15 protein-coding genes and 1 pseudogene are annotated in these 18,061 nt (G+C 62.4%); 2 read left to right on the top strand and 14 right to left on the bottom strand.

Annotated elements, in window-relative coordinates:
• Window positions 1-123: 123 nt before the first annotated feature.
• The 7 genes and pseudogenes from J3R84_RS16090 to J3R84_RS16060 form a co-directional block, all read right to left on the bottom strand.
• Window positions 124-783, bottom strand: coding sequence for an aspartate/glutamate racemase family protein (locus J3R84_RS16090; protein WP_057210809.1), 660 nt, complete (start codon window positions 781-783; stop codon window positions 124-126).
• The gene (locus J3R84_RS16085) at window positions 780-2,243 is read right to left on the bottom strand and encodes an MFS transporter (RefSeq protein ID WP_057210807.1); all 1,464 of its coding nucleotides are present in this window, start codon (window positions 2,241-2,243) and stop codon (window positions 780-782) included. The genes J3R84_RS16090 and J3R84_RS16085 overlap by 4 nt, the downstream gene beginning before the upstream one ends.
• Before the next feature lie 327 nt (window positions 2,244-2,570).
• The gene (locus J3R84_RS16080) at window positions 2,571-3,413 is read right to left on the bottom strand and encodes a MurR/RpiR family transcriptional regulator (RefSeq protein WP_025424989.1); all 843 of its coding nucleotides are present in this window, start codon (window positions 3,411-3,413) and stop codon (window positions 2,571-2,573) included.
• 109 nt (window positions 3,414-3,522) lie between these two features.
• The gene (gene ppk2, locus J3R84_RS16075) at window positions 3,523-4,443 is read right to left on the bottom strand and encodes a polyphosphate kinase 2 (RefSeq protein ID WP_025424988.1); all 921 of its coding nucleotides are present in this window, start codon (window positions 4,441-4,443) and stop codon (window positions 3,523-3,525) included.
• Window positions 4,444-4,578: 135 nt separating this feature from the next.
• Window positions 4,579-6,057 (bottom strand): aldehyde dehydrogenase family protein, encoded by a 1,479-nt coding sequence (locus J3R84_RS16070; protein WP_025424987.1) that lies wholly within the window; start codon window positions 6,055-6,057, stop codon window positions 4,579-4,581.
• A 105-nt stretch (window positions 6,058-6,162) separates the two neighbouring features.
• Window positions 6,163-7,368 carry an MFS transporter gene (locus tag J3R84_RS16065; protein WP_057218335.1) on the bottom strand — a complete coding sequence of 402 codons (1,206 nt, stop codon included), beginning with the start codon at window positions 7,366-7,368 and terminating at the stop codon, window positions 6,163-6,165.
• 262 nt (window positions 7,369-7,630) lie between these two features.
• Window positions 7,631-8,111 (bottom strand): annotated as a pseudogene (locus tag J3R84_RS16060) (DMT family transporter).
• 89 nt (window positions 8,112-8,200) lie between these two features.
• Between J3R84_RS16060 and J3R84_RS16055 the strand changes: the two are divergent.
• Complete coding sequence (locus J3R84_RS16055; RefSeq protein WP_025424985.1) at window positions 8,201-9,118, top strand: LysR family transcriptional regulator; 918 nt, start codon at window positions 8,201-8,203, stop codon at window positions 9,116-9,118.
• 153 nt (window positions 9,119-9,271) lie between these two features.
• Here the strand turns inward: J3R84_RS16055 and J3R84_RS16050 are convergent, their stop codons facing one another.
• The 7 genes from J3R84_RS16050 to J3R84_RS16020 form a co-directional block, all read right to left on the bottom strand.
• The gene (locus J3R84_RS16050; RefSeq protein WP_025424984.1) at window positions 9,272-10,312 is read right to left on the bottom strand and encodes a Tim44 domain-containing protein; all 1,041 of its coding nucleotides are present in this window, start codon (window positions 10,310-10,312) and stop codon (window positions 9,272-9,274) included.
• A gap of 141 nt (window positions 10,313-10,453) precedes the next feature.
• Window positions 10,454-12,049 (bottom strand): GMC family oxidoreductase, encoded by a 1,596-nt coding sequence (locus J3R84_RS16045; RefSeq protein WP_025424983.1) that lies wholly within the window; start codon window positions 12,047-12,049, stop codon window positions 10,454-10,456.
• A gap of 161 nt (window positions 12,050-12,210) precedes the next feature.
• On the bottom strand, window positions 12,211-13,197 hold the full coding sequence (locus tag J3R84_RS16040; protein WP_107027569.1) for a branched-chain amino acid ABC transporter permease: 987 nt from the start codon (window positions 13,195-13,197) through the stop codon (window positions 12,211-12,213).
• A gap of 1 nt (window position 13,198) precedes the next feature.
• Entirely contained in the window at window positions 13,199-14,086 is an 888-nt protein-coding gene (locus J3R84_RS16035; protein WP_025424981.1) for a branched-chain amino acid ABC transporter permease, read from the bottom strand.
• A 3-nt stretch (window positions 14,087-14,089) separates the two neighbouring features.
• Entirely contained in the window at window positions 14,090-14,791 is a 702-nt protein-coding gene (locus J3R84_RS16030) for an ABC transporter ATP-binding protein (protein WP_025424980.1), read from the bottom strand.
• A gap of 1 nt (window position 14,792) precedes the next feature.
• Window positions 14,793-15,575 (bottom strand): ABC transporter ATP-binding protein, encoded by a 783-nt coding sequence (locus tag J3R84_RS16025; RefSeq protein ID WP_025424979.1) that lies wholly within the window; start codon window positions 15,573-15,575, stop codon window positions 14,793-14,795.
• A 14-nt stretch (window positions 15,576-15,589) separates the two neighbouring features.
• The gene (locus tag J3R84_RS16020; protein ID WP_025424978.1) at window positions 15,590-16,795 is read right to left on the bottom strand and encodes an ABC transporter substrate-binding protein; all 1,206 of its coding nucleotides are present in this window, start codon (window positions 16,793-16,795) and stop codon (window positions 15,590-15,592) included.
• A gap of 236 nt (window positions 16,796-17,031) precedes the next feature.
• Between J3R84_RS16020 and J3R84_RS16015 the strand changes: the two genes are divergently transcribed.
• Window positions 17,032-17,976, top strand: coding sequence for a LysR family transcriptional regulator (locus J3R84_RS16015; RefSeq protein ID WP_025424977.1), 945 nt, complete (start codon window positions 17,032-17,034; stop codon window positions 17,974-17,976).
• Window positions 17,977-18,061: the final 85 nt, after the last annotated feature.

The raw sequence follows: 18,061 nt of genomic DNA, 5'->3' as shown, positions 1-18,061 counted from the left end.
TGCCGTCAACAAGGTCAATCGCCCGGCAAGGAGCGGGGGGCGAGGCGTTTGCTTAGAGCACTACCAGGAAAAGCGCGAAGCGGTTTTCCAGTTCTGACGGTCGATATATCGATCTGATGCGGGTCAGGCGTTGACCCGCATCAGATCGAGCACGCGCTCCACCGCACAAGGGATGGGGGCGATGATCGGCGTGGTGAAATGCGGCTGCAACTGTTCGGCCGCCTGGCCGAGCGGGCCGCCGCCGATGATGACGGCCTCGGCGCCATCAAGCTCGATGCATTGCCGCACCGCCTCGTCGAGTGCTTCCCGCAGCAGCTTTTCGTCGCCGGCAAGCGCGAGCGGATCGCCGGGCGTACAGCGGATGCCGGTATATTGGCCGGCAAGGCCGAGGTCGCGGGCGCGGTCGTCGATGGCCTCGATCAGGTCCGGCGTCGTGGTTGCGACGCCGAACTTGCGGCCGCTCAGCGCGGCTTCGATCATCGATGCCTCGCAGATGCCGACGACGGGGATGTCGACACGGTCCCTGAGGGTAGCAAGGCCGGGATCGCCGAAGGCACTGACGATGATGCCGAGGCAACCGGCGCCATGGGCCGCGCCGATCTCGATGACCTCGCCGGCCGCAGCGGTCAGCTGCTGCGGCGTGACGATCATCTGCGGGTTCCGCACGGCCGTGGCGACTGCCACGGCCGTGCGTCCGGTTACAGCCCGCTCAGCGATGGCGAGCATCATGCTGCTTGTTGCCTGCGAGCTGTTCGGGTTGATCAACAGGATATGTGCGGTCACGTTCTGACTTCCATGCCGACATTGACCTGTTTGGGCTCAGCCTTGGCGAGGTCGGCGTCCGCCGGCTGGTCCAGATCTTCCATCGACATGCCATAGGTCTCGGGACCGAGCTGGATGCAGAATGCGAAGACTGCGTACATGCCGGCTGCCAGCCCGAACACCCCGACCATGCCATAGGTGTCGAACAGCATGCCGGAGATCGTTGGCACGAAGGAGCCCGCGGCCGACCCTGTCGCCAGGATAAGTGCTACGCCGAAGGCGCGAATGCGTGTCGGGAAGAGCTCCGGCGCGTAGATCCAGATCGAGGTGTTGAGCAAAAGCACGAAGAACTGGAAGATCGCTCCAAACATCAGGACGAGGTAGATGTTGGTTCCGAGATAGGCGATCGAAATGGCCGCCAGGCACGCGAAGACCGCACCGAACGTCAGCACTTTCTTGCGCGGGAAATAATAGCCGAACATCGAGGCGGCGATGGCGCCGAGCACGCTGCCGCTCTGGATGATCATGCTGTAGAGCAGGCTGCCCTGCAGGGTGTAGCCCATCGACACGAAGATGATCGGCATCAATGTGAGCACCGATAGCTGGGCGCCGTAGCTCATCAGGATGGCGATTGCGACGGGAATGGTTCTGCCGATGAACGGTGCCCGGAAAAGCTCCTTCCAGTCGCTCTTGGCAGGTGCTTCGTCCTGGAGATGATCCTTGGTCAGGTATTCCTGAACCTTCAGATTGCGGGGCCGCAGTGATCCGGAGGCCAGAATCGACAGCACCTTGTTGGCCTCGTCGATCTTTCCCTGCGAAGCAAGGAAGCGCGGTGTCTCCGGCACAAACCGGCGATAGAAGACCACGAGCAGCGCGGGCAATGCCAGCGAGGCGAAAAGCCAGCGCCAGCTGTTTTCACCGGGAAAGAGCGTGAAGATCAACAGGCCGAAGGCGGGGGCAAGGAAGTTGCCGAAGCCGCCGGCGCCAACATTGACGAGGCCGGCCGCCGTCCCGCGGAATTTCGGCGAGCAGAATTCCGACAGCATCGTCACCGCGGTCGAGATTTCGCCGCCGACGCCGAAGCCGACAATGGCGCGGGCAAAGCACAGCGCTGCGAAATTCGGCGCGAGTGCGCAGGCGGCCGAGCCGATGGTGAAGAGCAGAAGGTTGATCGTCAGCATCACGCGGCGGCCGTAGCGATCGCCGAGAATGCCCGACAGCAACCGGCCGAGAGCGGCGCTGCCGAAGGTGATGGTGTTGAGGAAGCCGATATCCGTGCCGGTCAGGCCCCAATGTTCCTTGAGGATCGGGCCGGCGACGCCGATGGTGTTCTGCTCGAAACTGTCGAACAGGCAGCCGATCAGAACCAGGGCGATGATCTGTTTGTGGGCGCCGGTGACGCCGATCTTGGTGAAGGCTGATTCCAATTGTCGAATGACCGGCGAAGACTTGCCGGACGGCACCATATTTTCCGCTGCCATGGTTTGTTCCCCTTTATGGCTTAACTGGCGTGAAAACTTAGTTTCATGATGCTATATCAAGAAATCACAGTTTCATACAAGAATCTTGCTCCGAAACGGATGAGCCGGACGTTTCGCGCCTGACGGGCGCTCTTGCCGGACAGCACAATTCACCTTCGAAACAACGCCATTGAGGAATGCAGGTTTCATGCCAAAAGGTTAGAAACTACAGTTTCTCCTTTTCAATCAAAGATATGGAGCGCCGTTGGTCGGTATCTACGACTTGAAACTGTGGTTTCTTGTGATCGAATAATGCACTGCTGTTTCAGGCAGATGCCCAAACAACGATCACAGCTCTTCGAGCGCGTCGTTTAACGCTTCGATGCCGCGCAGACGGTTGCGGCCGCTGATGCCTGCCGTTTCGATGCAACGCGTCGTCAGCAGATGGCAGAGCGCCATGACCGAGACGTGGTTGAAGAGCGGCCCGGGTGCCAGCGTCTGGCAGCGGAAATGCCACTCGGCCTGGCTGAGGAAGGGCACGCCCTCGTCGGTGATATAAAGCAGGCGGGCACCGGATTTTTCCACCTGGTTGATGAGCGCATCCATCAGGGCGATGCGGCGGCGCAGGCCGAAGACGATGACGACGTCGTCGGGCGTGAAGCTGACGAGATGTTCGCCCAGCGTCTGGCCGCCTCCGGGAATGGCCGAGATGTTCTCGATCACCTGCGTCAGCTGCCATTGCAGATAGGTGGCGAAGGAGTGGCTGGCACGAAAGCCGATGACCCAGACCTTGCGTGCCTTCAACAGCGCTGCCGACGCAGCGTTGATCTGTGTTTCCGATATCGCAAGGAAGGTCGCCTCGATATTGGCGACCCCTTGGGCCACATGGGCGGTAACGGATTGCTCGCCGGCCGTATCGGCGCTTGTCGCCAGGAAGAGCCGTGATCCCGTCTGCTTGTCGGCGCGCGCATGGCGGCGCGCCTCTTCGTAGTTTTCATAGCCGAGCCGCTGGATGAAACGCGATACGGTGGCCTTCGACACATGCGCCAGTGCCGCCAGCTCCTGGGCGGAATAGCTGGCGACCTCGCCGGGAAAGTCGCAGAGAAAGTCTCCAAGGCGTCGCTCTGCCGGATGGAGTTCCGGCAGGACCTGACGAACGCGAGTGAGGAAGGATCGCTCTTTGGGACTCATTGCCAATTCCATGAAACTGTCGTTTCACGGACTGTCCGATTTCCACGGGGTGTTTGCAAGTGCGCAGGCCCGGAAAGCCAGGCCTGCGCCATTTCGCGTTGACGTCGCCTTAGTATTTTGACGGCACGTAGAGTTCAGGCGGCAGCACCTTGCGTTCGTAGTCCGGGTTGAACACCCGCTCCGGCAGGGTGATCTCCTCGTGCGGCACATCCTCATAGGGGATCTGCTGCAGCAGGTGGTCCATACAGTTCAGCCGCGCCCGCTTCTTGTCGTTGCCTTCGACGATGTGCCACGGCGCCTCGGGGATGTTCGTTCTGGCGAAGGTCTCTTCCTTGGCCTTGGTATAGGCCTCCCAGCGCACGCGCGATTGCAGATCCATCGGTGACAGCTTCCACTGCTTCAGCGGGTCGTGGATGCGCACCAGGAAGCGCATCTGCTGCTCCTCGTCGGTGATCGAGAACCAGTATTTGACCAGCCGGATGCCGGAGCGCACCAGCATGCGCTCGAACTCCGGCACGTCGTTGAAGAACTGCTCGACCTGGTCTTCGCTGGCAAAGCCCATGACGCGCTCGACGCCGGAGCGATTGTACCAGGAGCGGTCGAACAGCACGATCTCGCCGCCGGCCGGTAGATGCGGCACGTAGCGCTGGAAATACCACTGGGTCTTTTCGCGGTCCGATGGGGCGGGCAAGGCCGCGACCCTGACGACACGCGGATTGAGCCGCTGGGTGATGCGCTTGATCACGCCGCCCTTGCCGGCGGAATCGCGCCCCTCGAAGATCACCACGACCTTTTCCTTGTGGTGCACGACCCAGTCCTGCAGCTTGATCAGCTCGGACTGCAGCGCGATCAGAGCGCGGAAATAGTCGATGCGTGGCAGCGACGGCGGGTGGCTCTTGCGGTAGATCTTGCGGATCTCTTCCGAAAGCGCCGGCTCGGAAAGCTCGAGTTCATAGTCTTCATCGAGCGTATCGGCGAGTTCCGCCTCGAGCCAATCCTGTCCTTCGAAGTCGCCAGTTGATCTGTTCATCGCATCCCTCCAGCGCGCAAATCGCGCAATGCGGCAGCCCCGCGGCATGATGCTGCCGTCATCTGGCTTATTCCATAGCCGCATGAAGGGAATTTGACGCTGTCCTTGGCGGCCGACGCCGTGCTGCGGGGCGCTCTACGCCTTGATGTACCAGCCCCACGGCTCGTCGGTATCGAAGCTGGTGATCTGCTTGGTCTCCAGATAGTTGGAAAGGCCCCAGCGACCGAGTTCGCGACCGATACCCGATTGCTTGTAGCCGCCCCAGGGCGCCTCGGGGAAGGTCGGTTGCGAGCAGTTGATCCAGATGATGCCAGCGCGTAGCGCCCGGGCGACGCGTTCGCAGCGCTCCTTGTCCTCGGACATGACCGCCGCGGCAAGGCCGAAGCGGCTGTCGTTGGCCATGCGCACCGCATCGGCCTCGTCCGCGAACGGCTTGACGCAGACGACAGGCCCGAAGATCTCCTCGCGCCAGACATAGCTGTCTTCGCTCATGTCGGTCAAAACGGTCGGCTCGATGAAGTAACCGCTGTTGAAACCGGCGGGCCTGCCGCCGCCCGCCGCGATGGTGGCGCCGTCCTGGCGGGCGCGGTCGATCGCGGTCAGGATCTTGTCATATTGTCCCTTGGAAACGATTGGCCCGAGCAATGTGCCCTCGTCGAGGCCGTTGCCGATGGTGATCTTGCCCGCCTCTTCGCAGAGCCTTTTGACGACGGTATCGTAGATCGGTTCCTCGATGAGCACGCGCGAGGTTGCCGAGCAGACCTGCCCCTGGTTCCAAAAGATGCCGAACATGATCCATTCGACGGCCTTTTCGATATCGCTGTCGGCAAAGACCACGAAGGGCGACTTGCCGCCAAGCTCGAGGCTGATGTTCTTGATGTCCTGGGCGCCGGCCATCATCACCTTTCGCCCTGTCGGTACCGAGCCGGTAAAGGCGAGTTTGTCGACCAGCGGGTGCTCGGTCAGCGGCTGGCCGGCATCCTGGCCGGTGCCGGTGACGATGTTGAGCACGCCGGGCGGAAGCTCGACCTCCTCGGCGATTGCGCCCAGTTCCAGAGCCGTCAGCGGCGTCAGCTCGGACGGTTTCAGCACCATGGTGCAGCCGGCGGCAAGCGCCGGCGCCACCTTCCAGGAAACCATCAGCAACGGATAGTTCCAGGGCGTGATCGCGCCGACGATGCCGAGGGGTTCGCGGATGGCACGGGCTCTGAACCTGGTGTCGCCGACGGCGATCGTTTCCTCCGGGTTGGCGTCGAGTTCCTCGGCAAGCCCGGCATAGTAGCGGAAGCACCCGGCGGCATCGTCGATATCCCACAGTGCTTCCGGCAGCGGCTTGCCGTTATCGGTGACTTCGAGATGCGCCAGCGCATGGCGTCTTTCCTCGATCTTCTCGGCAATCGCGCGGAGATAGACGGCCCGCTCCGTGCCGGTAAGCTTCGGCCATGGGCCGCTGTCGAAGGCGATGCGGGCAGCTTTGACGGCGCGGTCGATATCGTCGTAGGTGGCGGCCGGCACGCGGTGGATGACCTCCTCCGTTGCCGGATCGATCACGTCGAGCATACCGCCGCGGCGGGGTTTCTCCCATTTTCCGTCAATGAATAGTTTGTCTCGCATGCCCGTGCCCTCATTTCAGCCCGGGAGAGTATGACCCGCACGGTGGCGATCGCGCCAGCCGCCGGCCATACTTTTTCTGGGCCATGTCGCTTTCGGTTCAGGCCCTTACGATCTTCGGCAAGGTCTGAAGGCAAGAAACGGAAGAACGGGAAGGATAGCGCCGGCACTGGCGACGAACCAGAACTGCCGAAGCGTCATCCAGCCGCCGCTGTGCAAGGTGCCGGCGAGGACGCCCGCCACCATGAACAGATCCATCAACGGCAGGCTCAGCGCATAGAAGACGGCCTGGCGCTCAAGGTTCAGCCGCTGCTGGAGCAGCGTGAAATAGGCGGCAAAAGCCACCATCTCCGGTATGCCGCCGATGATCAGCACCACCGTCGCCAACGCATGGGTCGGGGCGAAGACCAGCGCAAGCGTCGTCACGCCTTCGAGAAGGCTTGCGACGAGATAGGCCATCAGCAGCGAGTGTGTATCGATCAGCGTTCGCGCCAGGCGGTTTGAGACCAGCGCGCCGATGACGGCACCCGTCCCTTGCGCTGCAAGCAGCACGGTCCACGTGGCGGCGCCAAGCCCGAACTGGTCGTGATTGAGCCAGAACAGGAAGGGCTGCAGCGCGCCGAGAGAAATCATGTAGCCGAGAGCAGGCAGGACGAGTACCCAAAGAACCGGGTTCTCGCGCATGGTCGCCGCGGCCTCTCGGAAAAGACCGGATCGAGCGGCTGGCTCCCGTTTGACCCGCATCTGCTCCGGTGTTGCAACGCCCCGGCAAAGGGCGAACGCGGCCACGAGGTGGCCGGCTGCAAGCGCAAGGAAGGTGAGGGCAGGGGATATAACCGTCAGCATGAGACCTGCCGTCGGCGGGCCAAAGATTTTGGCGAGACGATCGATCGTCTGAAACGTCGTGTTGGCTTCCATATTGCGGCCGGAAGGCACGGCGGCGGCGCGCAACGCCAGCAGGCCTGGAACGACAATCGTGTCTGCAAAGCCGATTGTCAGAACCACCATCTGAAGCGTGCCTGCGTGTTCGACGCCGGCAAGGGCGAAGAGGCACAATGCAGTGACGATCAGCCCCGCACCAACGGGCAGCCGAGAGCCCGCGCGGCGGATCAGGCTGGCGGCAGCCGGGGCAAACAGGATGCGCGGTGCGAGCCGCAGCGCAAGGCTGCCGACAAGGTCTGTGCCGGTGCCGAACCGTTGGGCGACGAGAAGTGGCAGTGCTGCGACCAGCATCCACGAGCAGAAGGAATAAAAGGCGAGAGCGAACCCGACGCGCCGGAAGTCGGCCGATTTCCAGGGGGATGGCGATGTCATAACGAGCCCGAATGGCAGTCGATTGCCTCGCGCTCCCGATCATCGTGGCGACCTGTCGTTGGGCCGTGCCGTCGATCTAGGAGAAGGAGATCAATCGAATCAACGAAGACCAGCCCGTGAGACACGGGCGACTTTGGGCTCGCTGCTGCAAGCCCCGCCTTGCGGGGCTCGTCACGCCATCAGGTGTGGTTCGGTCGACATGACCGTGTGTTAACATGCTTGCGGGGTCAGCGACAAGAATTGTGGTTGGAGGCGTGCATGCTCACCGGGCCTGGCTTGCCAGCGCGGGCATGGTGCTTGCAATTTGCGTGATGACCATACCGCCGATGATCAGCGCAACGCCGACGAGGCGGGCGAGGCTGACCGGCTTTTCCGGAAAGCCCATCAGGCCGAAATGATCGATGACGACAGAGACCGCCATCTGTCCGGCGATCACCGCGACAATGAAACTGGCGGCGCCGAGTTTTGGGGCGAGCAGCAGTGCGGCAGTGATGTAGATGACGGCCGCCGATCCAGATCCACCAGGGACCCTTCAGTGTCTCACCGAGCGTTGGCATCGGTACGCGAACGGCGATCATGATGGGAATGATGAGGGCGAGGCTGGCGCCGAGCGAAACGACCGTCGCCCAGAGGGGATGACCGATTAACCGGCCAAGCATGGCGTTGGCGCCGGGCTGGAACGGCACGACGGCTCCGGCGAAGACAGCGGCGAGGATGAGGAGGAGTGATCCGGCATTTGGCATGACAATATTCCGATCTGTTTGACCGCCCGATGGTTCATCATCCAAATGAAGAATGGAAATTCGCAGTTCGCACGATCTATATTCGTTGAATGAATAATCTGACTGGAATCGATCTGAACCTGCTGGTCGTGCTCGATGCGTTGCTGACTGAGCGCCATGTCTCGCGTGCGGCAGTCCGTCTGAACAAGAGCCAGCCTGCGGTCAGCCATGCGCTGGCGCGCTTGCGCGAACTCTTCGATGATCCCCTGCTGGTGCGCCACGGCGGGCGGCTGGAGCCGACCATACGGGCGCTTGAGCTCGCGCCACGGCTCGTGGAGGCCATGGGTCGCGTGCGGTCGTTGCTTGCGCCCGCAGGTTTTGATCCCGCAACGGAGCGGCATGTGTTCCGATTGGCAATGTCGGATTACGGGGCTGCCGTTCTGCTGCCGAAGCTGATGGCGACCCTGCGGGCCGAGGCACCATATATCGATCTGATCGTCAGCCAGGCGAGCCGCGAGGTCATGGCGTCGCAGGTGGTGGACGGCGAGATCGATCTGGCGCTGGGCGTGTTCCCGACGCACGGCGGAGGCATCCGATCATCGTTGCTCTTTCGGGAAAGCTTTGCCTGCCTTGCCGACGCGTCACAGCTTGGCGGATCGCTGGCCATCGATCTTGGTGACTATCTCGCCCGACCGCATGTGCTGGTGTCATTGCGTGGCGACGCCGGCAACGAGATCGATCTTGCGCTCGCGGCGACCGGCAAGACGCGCCGCATCTGTCTTGCGGTTCCGCATTGGAGCGTCGCACCGGGCTTGGTGCGCGGCACGGATCTTGTCCTGACCGTGGCGCGCCGCATCCTTCCACAGGGGGACGGTCACGGGCTGGTCGTCTTCGAGCCGCCCTTTGCCATTCCGCTGTTCGACTTCGAGCAGATCTGGCATCGTCGTCGCGACGGCGATCTGGGGCATCGCTGGTTGCGGACGCTGATCGAGCGCCTTCTCGGCGATGAGGAGCCGGTTGCGGGCTGATGCGGAGTTATCACTCGTCTGCGTCCTTGCACGAACCAGGTGGGCCTGCGCTTCACCCCGTCGCGCGCTAGAGTCGGGCGGTGTCGCAAGCGCAAAAAAAGACCCGGTCGGATGGGCCGGCCGGGTCTCAAAGGTTTTGGATTGTTGGCGCTATCAGGCGTGCCCGACGCCCTGGATCGCCGACACCTGCCATTCGCCTTCGGGCTTGCGTACGAAGGTCCAAAGCTCGACGGCTTCGGTCAGGTTGTCCGGATCGCCGCTGATCACCTTGCCGGTCGTACGGTCGCGCATGACGTCGATGCTCTCGTAGCGCATGGCGACGGTCGCGAAGTCGGTGCCGTTTTCCGACCAGGCCTCGGCGACATCGCCCTGGACGAGATGGACTTCGGTGACGTCGTTCTTGACGCCGCTGGTGGCGTTGTCGCTGAGTTCTTCGGCCAGGTAGGACATGGCTTCCGGCGTCGTCAAACGACGCAGGGTGCCGTAGTCCTCTGCCGCATAGGCTGCTTGAACGTCCTTCAGCATCTTCTCGAACTGTTCGAGATCGGACTGGCCGACACCGATTTCATCGGCCGGGCCGTCGGTGACGGGGGCTGGTGTCGGTACGACGGTCGGGCGTGCATTCGATTGGCCGCCTGCCTGGCCACCGCCGATGCTCGGGATCTTGAACGACGGTACGCCAGTCGAAGGCGAGTGGGCCGACGAACGCTCGGACGGACCGGCATAGGCCGGCTGGCGGTTGCGGCCGAAGAAGCGCATAGCGAGCATGATCACGCCACCGATCAACAGCATCTGCACGATCAGGCCGAGGAAGCCGGCAGCACCGCCGAAGCCGCCGCCCATCAGCATGCCGATCAGGCCGCCGACCATGAGGCCACCGAGGAGCGAACCACCGAAGCCGCTGAAGAAGCCGGGCCGTGCGTTGGGCGTGTTGGCGCCGGCGGGGCGCGTCTGAGCTGCCCCGGGATTGGTCGTCGTTGGGCCGGCGTCCTGGCGCGGCGTCATCGTGCGGTCGATCGGTGCCGCGTTTGTCGGCGCGGTGCGGGTGGCTGGCGGCTGCGAAAAGGTGCGCGTGCCACGGCTGCCGAAGCCGCCGCCCGAGCGCCGGGCCTCGGCGACATCCACAACCGTGAGCGCGACAGTGAGACCGATCGCCATCATCGCCAGAGCTCGTCCAAAACGCTGCATTGCCATTCAAACCCCTTGTATTGTGCTTGGGCCCATGAGGCCTTCACGGGCTCATATAGAGGTTCCGGTCCCGGAATTTAAGGTTTTCGAGTCGCTTTTGGCCTGGTTTACCGTAATCCCGACGGTGAAATCGGCCCGGAAAAGCCCTCAGCGGTTGGCTTCCAGGATCATCGTCGCCGCTTTTTCGGCGATCATGATCGTCGGCGAATTGGTGTTGCCCGAGGTGATTGTCGGCATGATCGAGGCATCGGCAATCCGCAGGCCTTGCAGGCCACGCAGCCGCAATTCCGGGTCGACGACGCTTTCCGGATCCGCGCCCATCCGGCAGGTGCCGACCGGGTGGAAGATCGTCGTGCCGATATCGCCGGCAGCACGCCGCAGATCCTCGTCGCTCTCATAGGAAGGTCCCGGCTTGAACTCGGTCGGGTTGAAACGGGCGAAGGATGGCTGGCTGACGATGCGACGCGTCAGGCGAATGGAACGGACCGCGACATCGCGGTCGGCCTCTGCCGTCAGATAGCGCGGGCGAATGTCGGGTGCTGCGGCGAAATCGGGCCCTTTGAGATGCACCGACCCCCGGCTTTCGGGGCGAAGATTGCAGACGCTGGCGGTAATCGCCGGAAAGGGATGAACCGGCTCGCCGAACTTTTCGAGCGTCACCGGCTGGACGTGATATTGCAGGTCCGGCGTTTCCTTCTCGGGGCCGGAACGGGTGAAGATGCCGAGCTGGCTCGGTGCCATGGCCATCGGGCCTGAGCGCCTGGCGAGATATTCGAGGCCGATCGCCGCCTTGCCGAGAAACGTGCTTGCCTTCTCGTTCAGGGTCGGCACCCCGGTCACCTTGTAGGCGAGGCGCAGTTGCAGATGATCCTGCAGGTTTTCGCCGACGCCGGCCAACTCGTGCCGGACCTCGATCCCATTATCCCTCAGGACATTGCCCCGGCCAACACCGGAAAGCTCCAAGATCTGCGGCGAGCCGATGGCGCCCGCCGAAAGAACGGTTTCGCGGCGACAACGAACACGCTTGACCAAACCATCGTGCTGGAATTCGACGCCGGCGATGCGACCTTCCTCGATCACCAGCCGCCGGACATGCGCCTTGGTCAGAATGGTGAGATTGCTCCGGCCGCGTGCGGGCCGCAGAAACGCCTTTGCCGTGTTCCAGCGGATGCCGGAACGCTGGTTGACGTCGAAATAGCCGGAGCCTTCATTATTGCCGCGGTTGAAATCGGGCGTTTCCGGGATGCCGGCCTCGGTCGCTGCCTTCTGGAAAGCGTCAAGCACGGCCCAGCGAACGCGCGCCTTCTCTACCCGCCACTCGCCGCCGGCGCCATGCATTTCGTCGGCGCCGCGATAGTGGTCTTCCGATTTGCGGAAGTGCGGAAGGACGTCATCCCAGCCCCAACCGGTGCACCGGAGCTGGCGCCAGTGATCGTAGTCGCGCGCCTGGCCACGCATGTAGATCATGCCGTTGATCGACGAGCAGCCGCCGAGCACCTTGCCACGCGGGTAGCCGAGAGCACGACCGTTCAACCCTTCTTCTGCAGCTGTGGTGAAACACCAGTCGGTGCGGGGGTTGTTGATGCAATAGAGATAGCCGACCGGAATGTGGATCCAGTGATAGTTGTCGCTGCCGCCGGCCTCGAGCAGCAGGACGCGGCGATCCGGGTTTTCGGAAAGGCGGTTGGCCAGAACGCAACCGGCGCTACCCGCTCCGACGACGATATAGTCGAACGTGTCCATGGGCTCATCACTCTCTTGTCGATGCCCGGTCCGGCCGTGAGCCAATGTCTCCGACCTGTCTAGAGAGCGTTTCCGGTTAAACGGCGTCGCGGAAACGCTCTAGCTCTCTGTTTTTACGCATTTCCTGACGGAAAACCGCTTCGCACTTTTCCTGGAAATGCTCAGTGTCGATGTTCAAAGCCGAGCTTGCGGCCGAGCCTCGAATTATAGAACTCGCCGACGATACCGCGCCGGAAGAGCAGCACGCAGACCATGAAGACCAGGCCGGTAATGATGGTGACCGGGAATTCGGAGGTCGCGAGATAGTTCTGCAAGGTCACGACCAGGCCGGCGCCGAACAGCGGTCCGATCAGCGTGCCGATACCGCCGAGCAGCGTCATGAGGATGACCTCACCGGACATCTGCCAGCTGACGTCGGTCAGCGTCGCGAACTGGAAGACCAGCGCCTTCACGCCGCCGGCAAGGCCGGTGAGTGCCGCCGACATGACGAAGGCCGCAAGCTTGTAGTTGCGCACGGAGTAGCCGAGCGACACGGCGCGCGTCTCGTTCTCCCTGATCGATTTCAGGATCATGCCGAAGGGCGAGTGAATGATCCGCCAGATGATCGCCACGCCGATGATGAAGACTCCGAGCACGAAGTAATACATGTTCGCCGACTGGCTGAGATCGATGAAGCCGAAGAGATGGCCGCGCGGCACGGACTGGATGCCGTCCTCGCCCTTGGTAAACTCGGCCTGCAGGCAGAAGAAATAGAACATCTGCGCCAGCGCCAGCGTGATCATGGCGAAGTAGATGCCCTGCCTGCGGATAGCGAGGAAACCGATGATCGCGCCAAGAAACGCGGCTCCTGCGACACCGACGAGAATGCCGAGTTCCGGCGGCAGCCCCCATTCCTTCACCGCATGGGCGGTGAAATAGGCGGCGCCGCCGAAGAAGGCCGCGTGTCCGAAGGACAAGAGGCCGGTGTAACCGAGCAGCAGGTTGAAGGCGCAGGCAAAGAGCGCGAAGCACAGCAGCTTCATCAGGAATACGGGATAGAAGAACAGAGGGGCGAGCACCAGCAGCGCAAGACCCGCCGCCAGGAAGATCGTTTGTGCGACGACCGGCTTCTTTTCCCTGGGCTTATCGATATCGAGTGTCAGTGTCATATCAAACATCCCGGCCGAAGAGGCCTGCCGGCCGTATCAGGAGAACGATGGCCATGATCACGAAGATCACGATGTTGGAGGCTTCGGGGTAGAACACCTTGGTCAACCCCTCGGCAACGCCAAGCAGATAGCCGGTGATGATTGCTCCCATGATCGAGCCCATACCGCCGACCACCACCACGGCGAAGACGACGATAATGATGTTCGATCCCATCAACGGCGAGACCTGGTAGATCGGCGCCGCAAGCACCCCGGCAAGGGCGGCAAGTGCAGCCCCCAGCGCGTAGGTGAGCGTCAACAGGAACGGCACGTTGATGCCGAAGGACTGGACGAGAATAGGGTTTTCTGTCGCCGCCCGCAGATAGGAGCCGAGCTTGGTCTTTTCGATCACCAGCCAGGTGCCGATGCAGACGACGAGCGAGAAGGCGATCACCCAGCCGCGATAGACGGGCAGGAACATGAAGCCGAGATTGGTGCCGCCGGCAAGGGCTGCCGGCGTGGCATAGGGCTGGCCCGAAGCGCCATAGAGATAGCGAAAGGTGCCTTCGATCGTCAGCGCCAGGCCGAAGGTGAAGAGCAGGCCATAAAGCGGATCGAGCGTGTAGAGCCTTCTCAGCATCGTGCGCTCGATGACGGCGCCGACAAGCCCGACGGCAAGCGGTGCCACGATCAGCGCCGGCCAGTAGCCGATGCCGAAATAGGAAAGCAGCATCCAGGCGAAGAAGGCGCCGAGCATGTATTGCGCGCCGTGAGCGAAGTTGATGACGCGCAAGAGGCCGAAGATGATCGCAAGGCCGAGGCTCAGGAGTGCATAGAACGAGCCGTTGATCAGGCCGATCAGCAGTTGGCCGAGGAAGGCTTGCAGTGGAATTCCAAAGATCATGGTCATGGCTCAGACCCCCAGCACGTCATGCAGCATGCCCATGCGATCGGAGAGCTCCGAGACCGGAAACTCGCCGACCATGCGGCCATGATCCATCAGGTAGAAACGGTCGGCAACCTTGCTGGCGAAGCGGAAGTTCTGTTCGACCAGAAGAACGGTCATGCCGCGCTCCTTCAATGTCTTGAGCACGTCGCCGATGCGCTGGACGATGACCGGGGCGAGTCCCTCGGTCGGTTCGTCGAGCAGCATCATGCGCACGCCGGTTCTCAAGATCCGGGCAATCGCCAGCATCTGCTGTTCGCCGCCGGAAAGCTTGGTGCCCGGGCTGTTGCGGCGCTCGTGCAGATTGGGAAAAAGCTCGAAGATTTCGTCGACCGTCATGCCGCCCTTGGCCACGGCCGGCGGCAGCAGCAGGTTTTCATAGACCGAGAGCGTCGAGAAGATGCCGCGCTCCTCGGGGATGAAGCCGAGGCCGCGATGGGCGACCCGGTGCAGCGGAACCTTGATCAGGTCCTCGCCAGAAAAATCGATCGCGCCCTTGCGATTGCGCACGATTCCCATGATCGAGCGCAGGGTGGTGGTCTTGCCGACGCCGTTGCGCCCGAGCAGGGTGACCATCTCGCCTTCGCCGACCGTCATGTCGACGCCGTGCAGGATGTGGCTTTCGCCGTACCAGGCGTTGAGGCCGGAGACTTTCAGCAGCGGTTTCATCTCAAGCCTCCTCGGTGCCCATGTAGGCGGTGCGCACCCGCGGGTCGGCCGACACTTCTGCATAGTCGCCCTCGGCGAGGATTTCTCCCCGCTGCAGCACGGTGACGTGGTGGCAAAGGGTCGAGACGACGGAAAGATTGTGCTCGACCATCAGCACGGCGCGTTCGCGCGCCACCTCGCGGATGATCTCGGCCACCATGCCGACATCCTCGTGGCCCATGCCGGCCATCGGCTCGTCGAGCAAGAGAACCTTCGGGTCGAGCGCCAGCGTGGTGGCGATCTCCAGCACCCGCTTGCGGCCATAGGAAAGATCGGCGGCAACCGCGTTTCTTTCCTTATCGAGACCAACGGAGCGGATGAGATGATCGGCCTTTGCCGTCAGCCCGTCGAGCGCCGACATCGGCTTCCAGAACTGGGTGGCAAGTCCGTTCGGCCGCTGCAGCGCCACCCGCACATTTTCGAGCACGCTCATATGCGGAAACACCGCCGAGATCTGGAACGAGCGCACCAGCCCCATGCGCGCCACCTTGTCCGGCGCCATGCGGGTGATGTCTTCGCCGAGCAGCGTGATCGTGCCGTCGGTCGGCTGCAGGAACTTGGTCAGAAGGTTGAAGACGGTCGTCTTGCCGGCGCCGTTCGGACCGATCAGTGCGTGGACCCGTGCATCGTGGACGTCGAGGTTGACGTTGTTGACGGCGGTGAAACCGCCGAAATCGCGACGGAGACCGCGGGCGGACAAAACCACCCGCGGCGCTCCATTCTGTTCTGGCAAGACAGCGGTCATCGCGATCCGACCGCTCACGACTTCACGAGGTCGCAGCCGCTCTTGGCCGGATCGATGAAGGCGTCGGAACCGGGGATGGTGGCGAGCACTTTGAAATAGTCCCAGGGCTCCTTGCTTTCGTCCGGCTTTTTCACTTCCAAGAGATACATGTCGTGGATCATGCGGCCGTTCTCGGCGACCTTGCCGTTTTCGGCAAAGACGTCGTTGACGGGCAGCGCACGCAGTTCCTTCGAAACGGCATCGCCGTCATCGCTGCCGGCCTTTTCGATCGCCTTCAGATAGGAAAGCACGGCGGAATAGGTGCCGGCATGGACCATGTTCGGCATCTTGCCGGTGCGCTCCATGAAGCGCTTGCCGAATTTTGCCGTTTCCTCGTTGCGGTTCCAGTAGAAGCCTTCGGTCAGCGTCAACCCCTGTGCCGCTTCAAGGCCGAGGCCATGGACTTCCGCGAGCGTGAAGAGCAAGGCCGCCAGGCGCTGGCCGCCCTGGACGATGCCGAATTCGGCGGCCTGCTTGATGGCGTTGGAGGTATCGAGGCCGGCATTGGCGAGGCCGATGACCTTGGCGCCGGAAGACTGCGCCTGCAACAGGAAGGATGAGAAGTCGGTGGTCGCCAGCGGATGGCGAACCGAGCCGACGACGGTGCCGCCGTTTTCCTTGACGTAGTTGCCGGTGTTTTCCTCGAGCGAGTAACCGAAGGCGTAGTCGGCGGTCAGGAAGAACCAGCTGTCGCCGCCCTGCTTGACCAGCGCGCCACCGGTGCCGACCGCAAGCGCATGGGTGTCATAGGCCCAGTGGAAACCATAGGGCGAGCATTGCTTGCCGGTAAGCTCTGTGGTGGCAGCGCCGGTATTGATGGTGATCTTCTTCTTTTCCTTCGACAGTGCCTGGACGGCGAGGCCGACCGAAGAACTCGTCAGCTCCATGATGCTGTCGACCTGCTCGGTGTCGTACCATTGCCGGGCGATGTTGGAGGCGATGTCGGCCTTGTTCTGGTGGTCGGCGGTAATCACTTCCACCGGCACACCCAGAACCTTGCCGCCGAAATCCTCGACCGCCATCAGCGCTGCCTCGTAGGAGGATTTGCCGCCGAAATCGGCATAGACGCCGGACTGGTCGTTCAAGATGCCGATCTTGACCTTGCCGTCGGATGCATCGGCGAGCGCCGCGGTGCTGCTGGCAAGCATCATGGCAAATGCGGTAAGCAGTTTCTTCGTCATCGTGTCCTCCTCCAAGGGTCATCAGTCCGGCACAAACCATGCGAAATCCCGCTCGGCTCCGGCAAGCGCATGGCGTTGCCGGACCATCGGTCCCGTTCTGTTCAAATTTGGCCAGACATGCTCCTCAGATGTCGGCTCCGACGATACAATCCGGAAAAATTCGCTTGGACGCAAGCGCTGCTGCCCGTAAATTGCAAACAGGGTCTGTTCATTTTCGAACAGATGGGGGCAGCGAGATGAATCCGAACTTCACCTGGGACGACCTGCAGTTCTTTCTGGCGGTCGCCCGCACCGGGCAATTGTCGACCGCGGCAAGGCGGTTGCGCACCAGCCACGCGACGGTTTCCCGTCGGATCGACCGGCTGGAATTTGCGCTCAAGGTCAAGCTGTTCGAGCGCAATCCGCGCGGCTACGTGCTGACGGCGATCGGCCAGCGGTTCGTCGAGACCGCCGAGCGCATCGAGCGCGAGACCGAGCAGCTGCAGCTCGATATCAGCGACGGCCTGACGGCGCAGCGCGGCGTCGTCAGGCTGAGCACACTCGAAGGTTTCGGTAACTTCTTCCTGTCGGACAGGCTTTCGAGCTTCGCCGCGACCTACCCCAACATTTCGCTGGAGCTGGTGGCGATCCAGCAGATCATGTCGCTGTCGCGCAAGGAGGCGGATCTGTCGGTGGCGCTGACGGCGCCAAAGGCCGGCCCTTACCATTCAGAGGTGCTGACACCCTATACGCTGCATGTCTATGGTTCCCGCAGCTATCTCGCCAGTCATCCGCCGATCAGGAGCCGCAACGATCTCGCTGCCCATCGTTTCGTGGGTTACATCGAAGACATGATCTTCGCGCCCGGGCTCGATTATCTCGGCGAGATCCAGCCGGGCCTCAGGGCGCATTTTCAGAGTTCCAGCATCCTCACGCAGCTGAAGGCCGTACGCCAAGGGCTTGGCCTCTGTGTGCTGCCGCATTTTATGGCGCGCGACGAAAAGGACATTGAGATCGTGCTGCCCGACGAGATCGAGTTGAAGCGGACCTATTGGATGATCTGCCACCGCGACTTGATTGCCGTGCCGCGGGTGAGGGCGGTGCGCGAGTTTCTGACGCAGATCGTGCGGGAGAACCGGGGGTGTTTCAGCCGCGAGCGAGTGTTGGCGGTGGTGCCAGGTGGTCTGGCGCTGCGGCCATAATCGGCTGCCGGCCAGATCCCTTCCGCGGTTCCCTGGCTCTTGGCAACGCTTTTTGACCGATTGGCCAATGATTCTGGTTTTGGTT

It is taken from the genome of Ensifer canadensis, from assembly GCF_017488845.2.
Taxonomy (GTDB): Bacteria; Pseudomonadota; Alphaproteobacteria; order Rhizobiales; family Rhizobiaceae; genus Ensifer; species Ensifer canadensis.
This window is presented reverse-complemented; position numbering and strand designations above follow the sequence as displayed.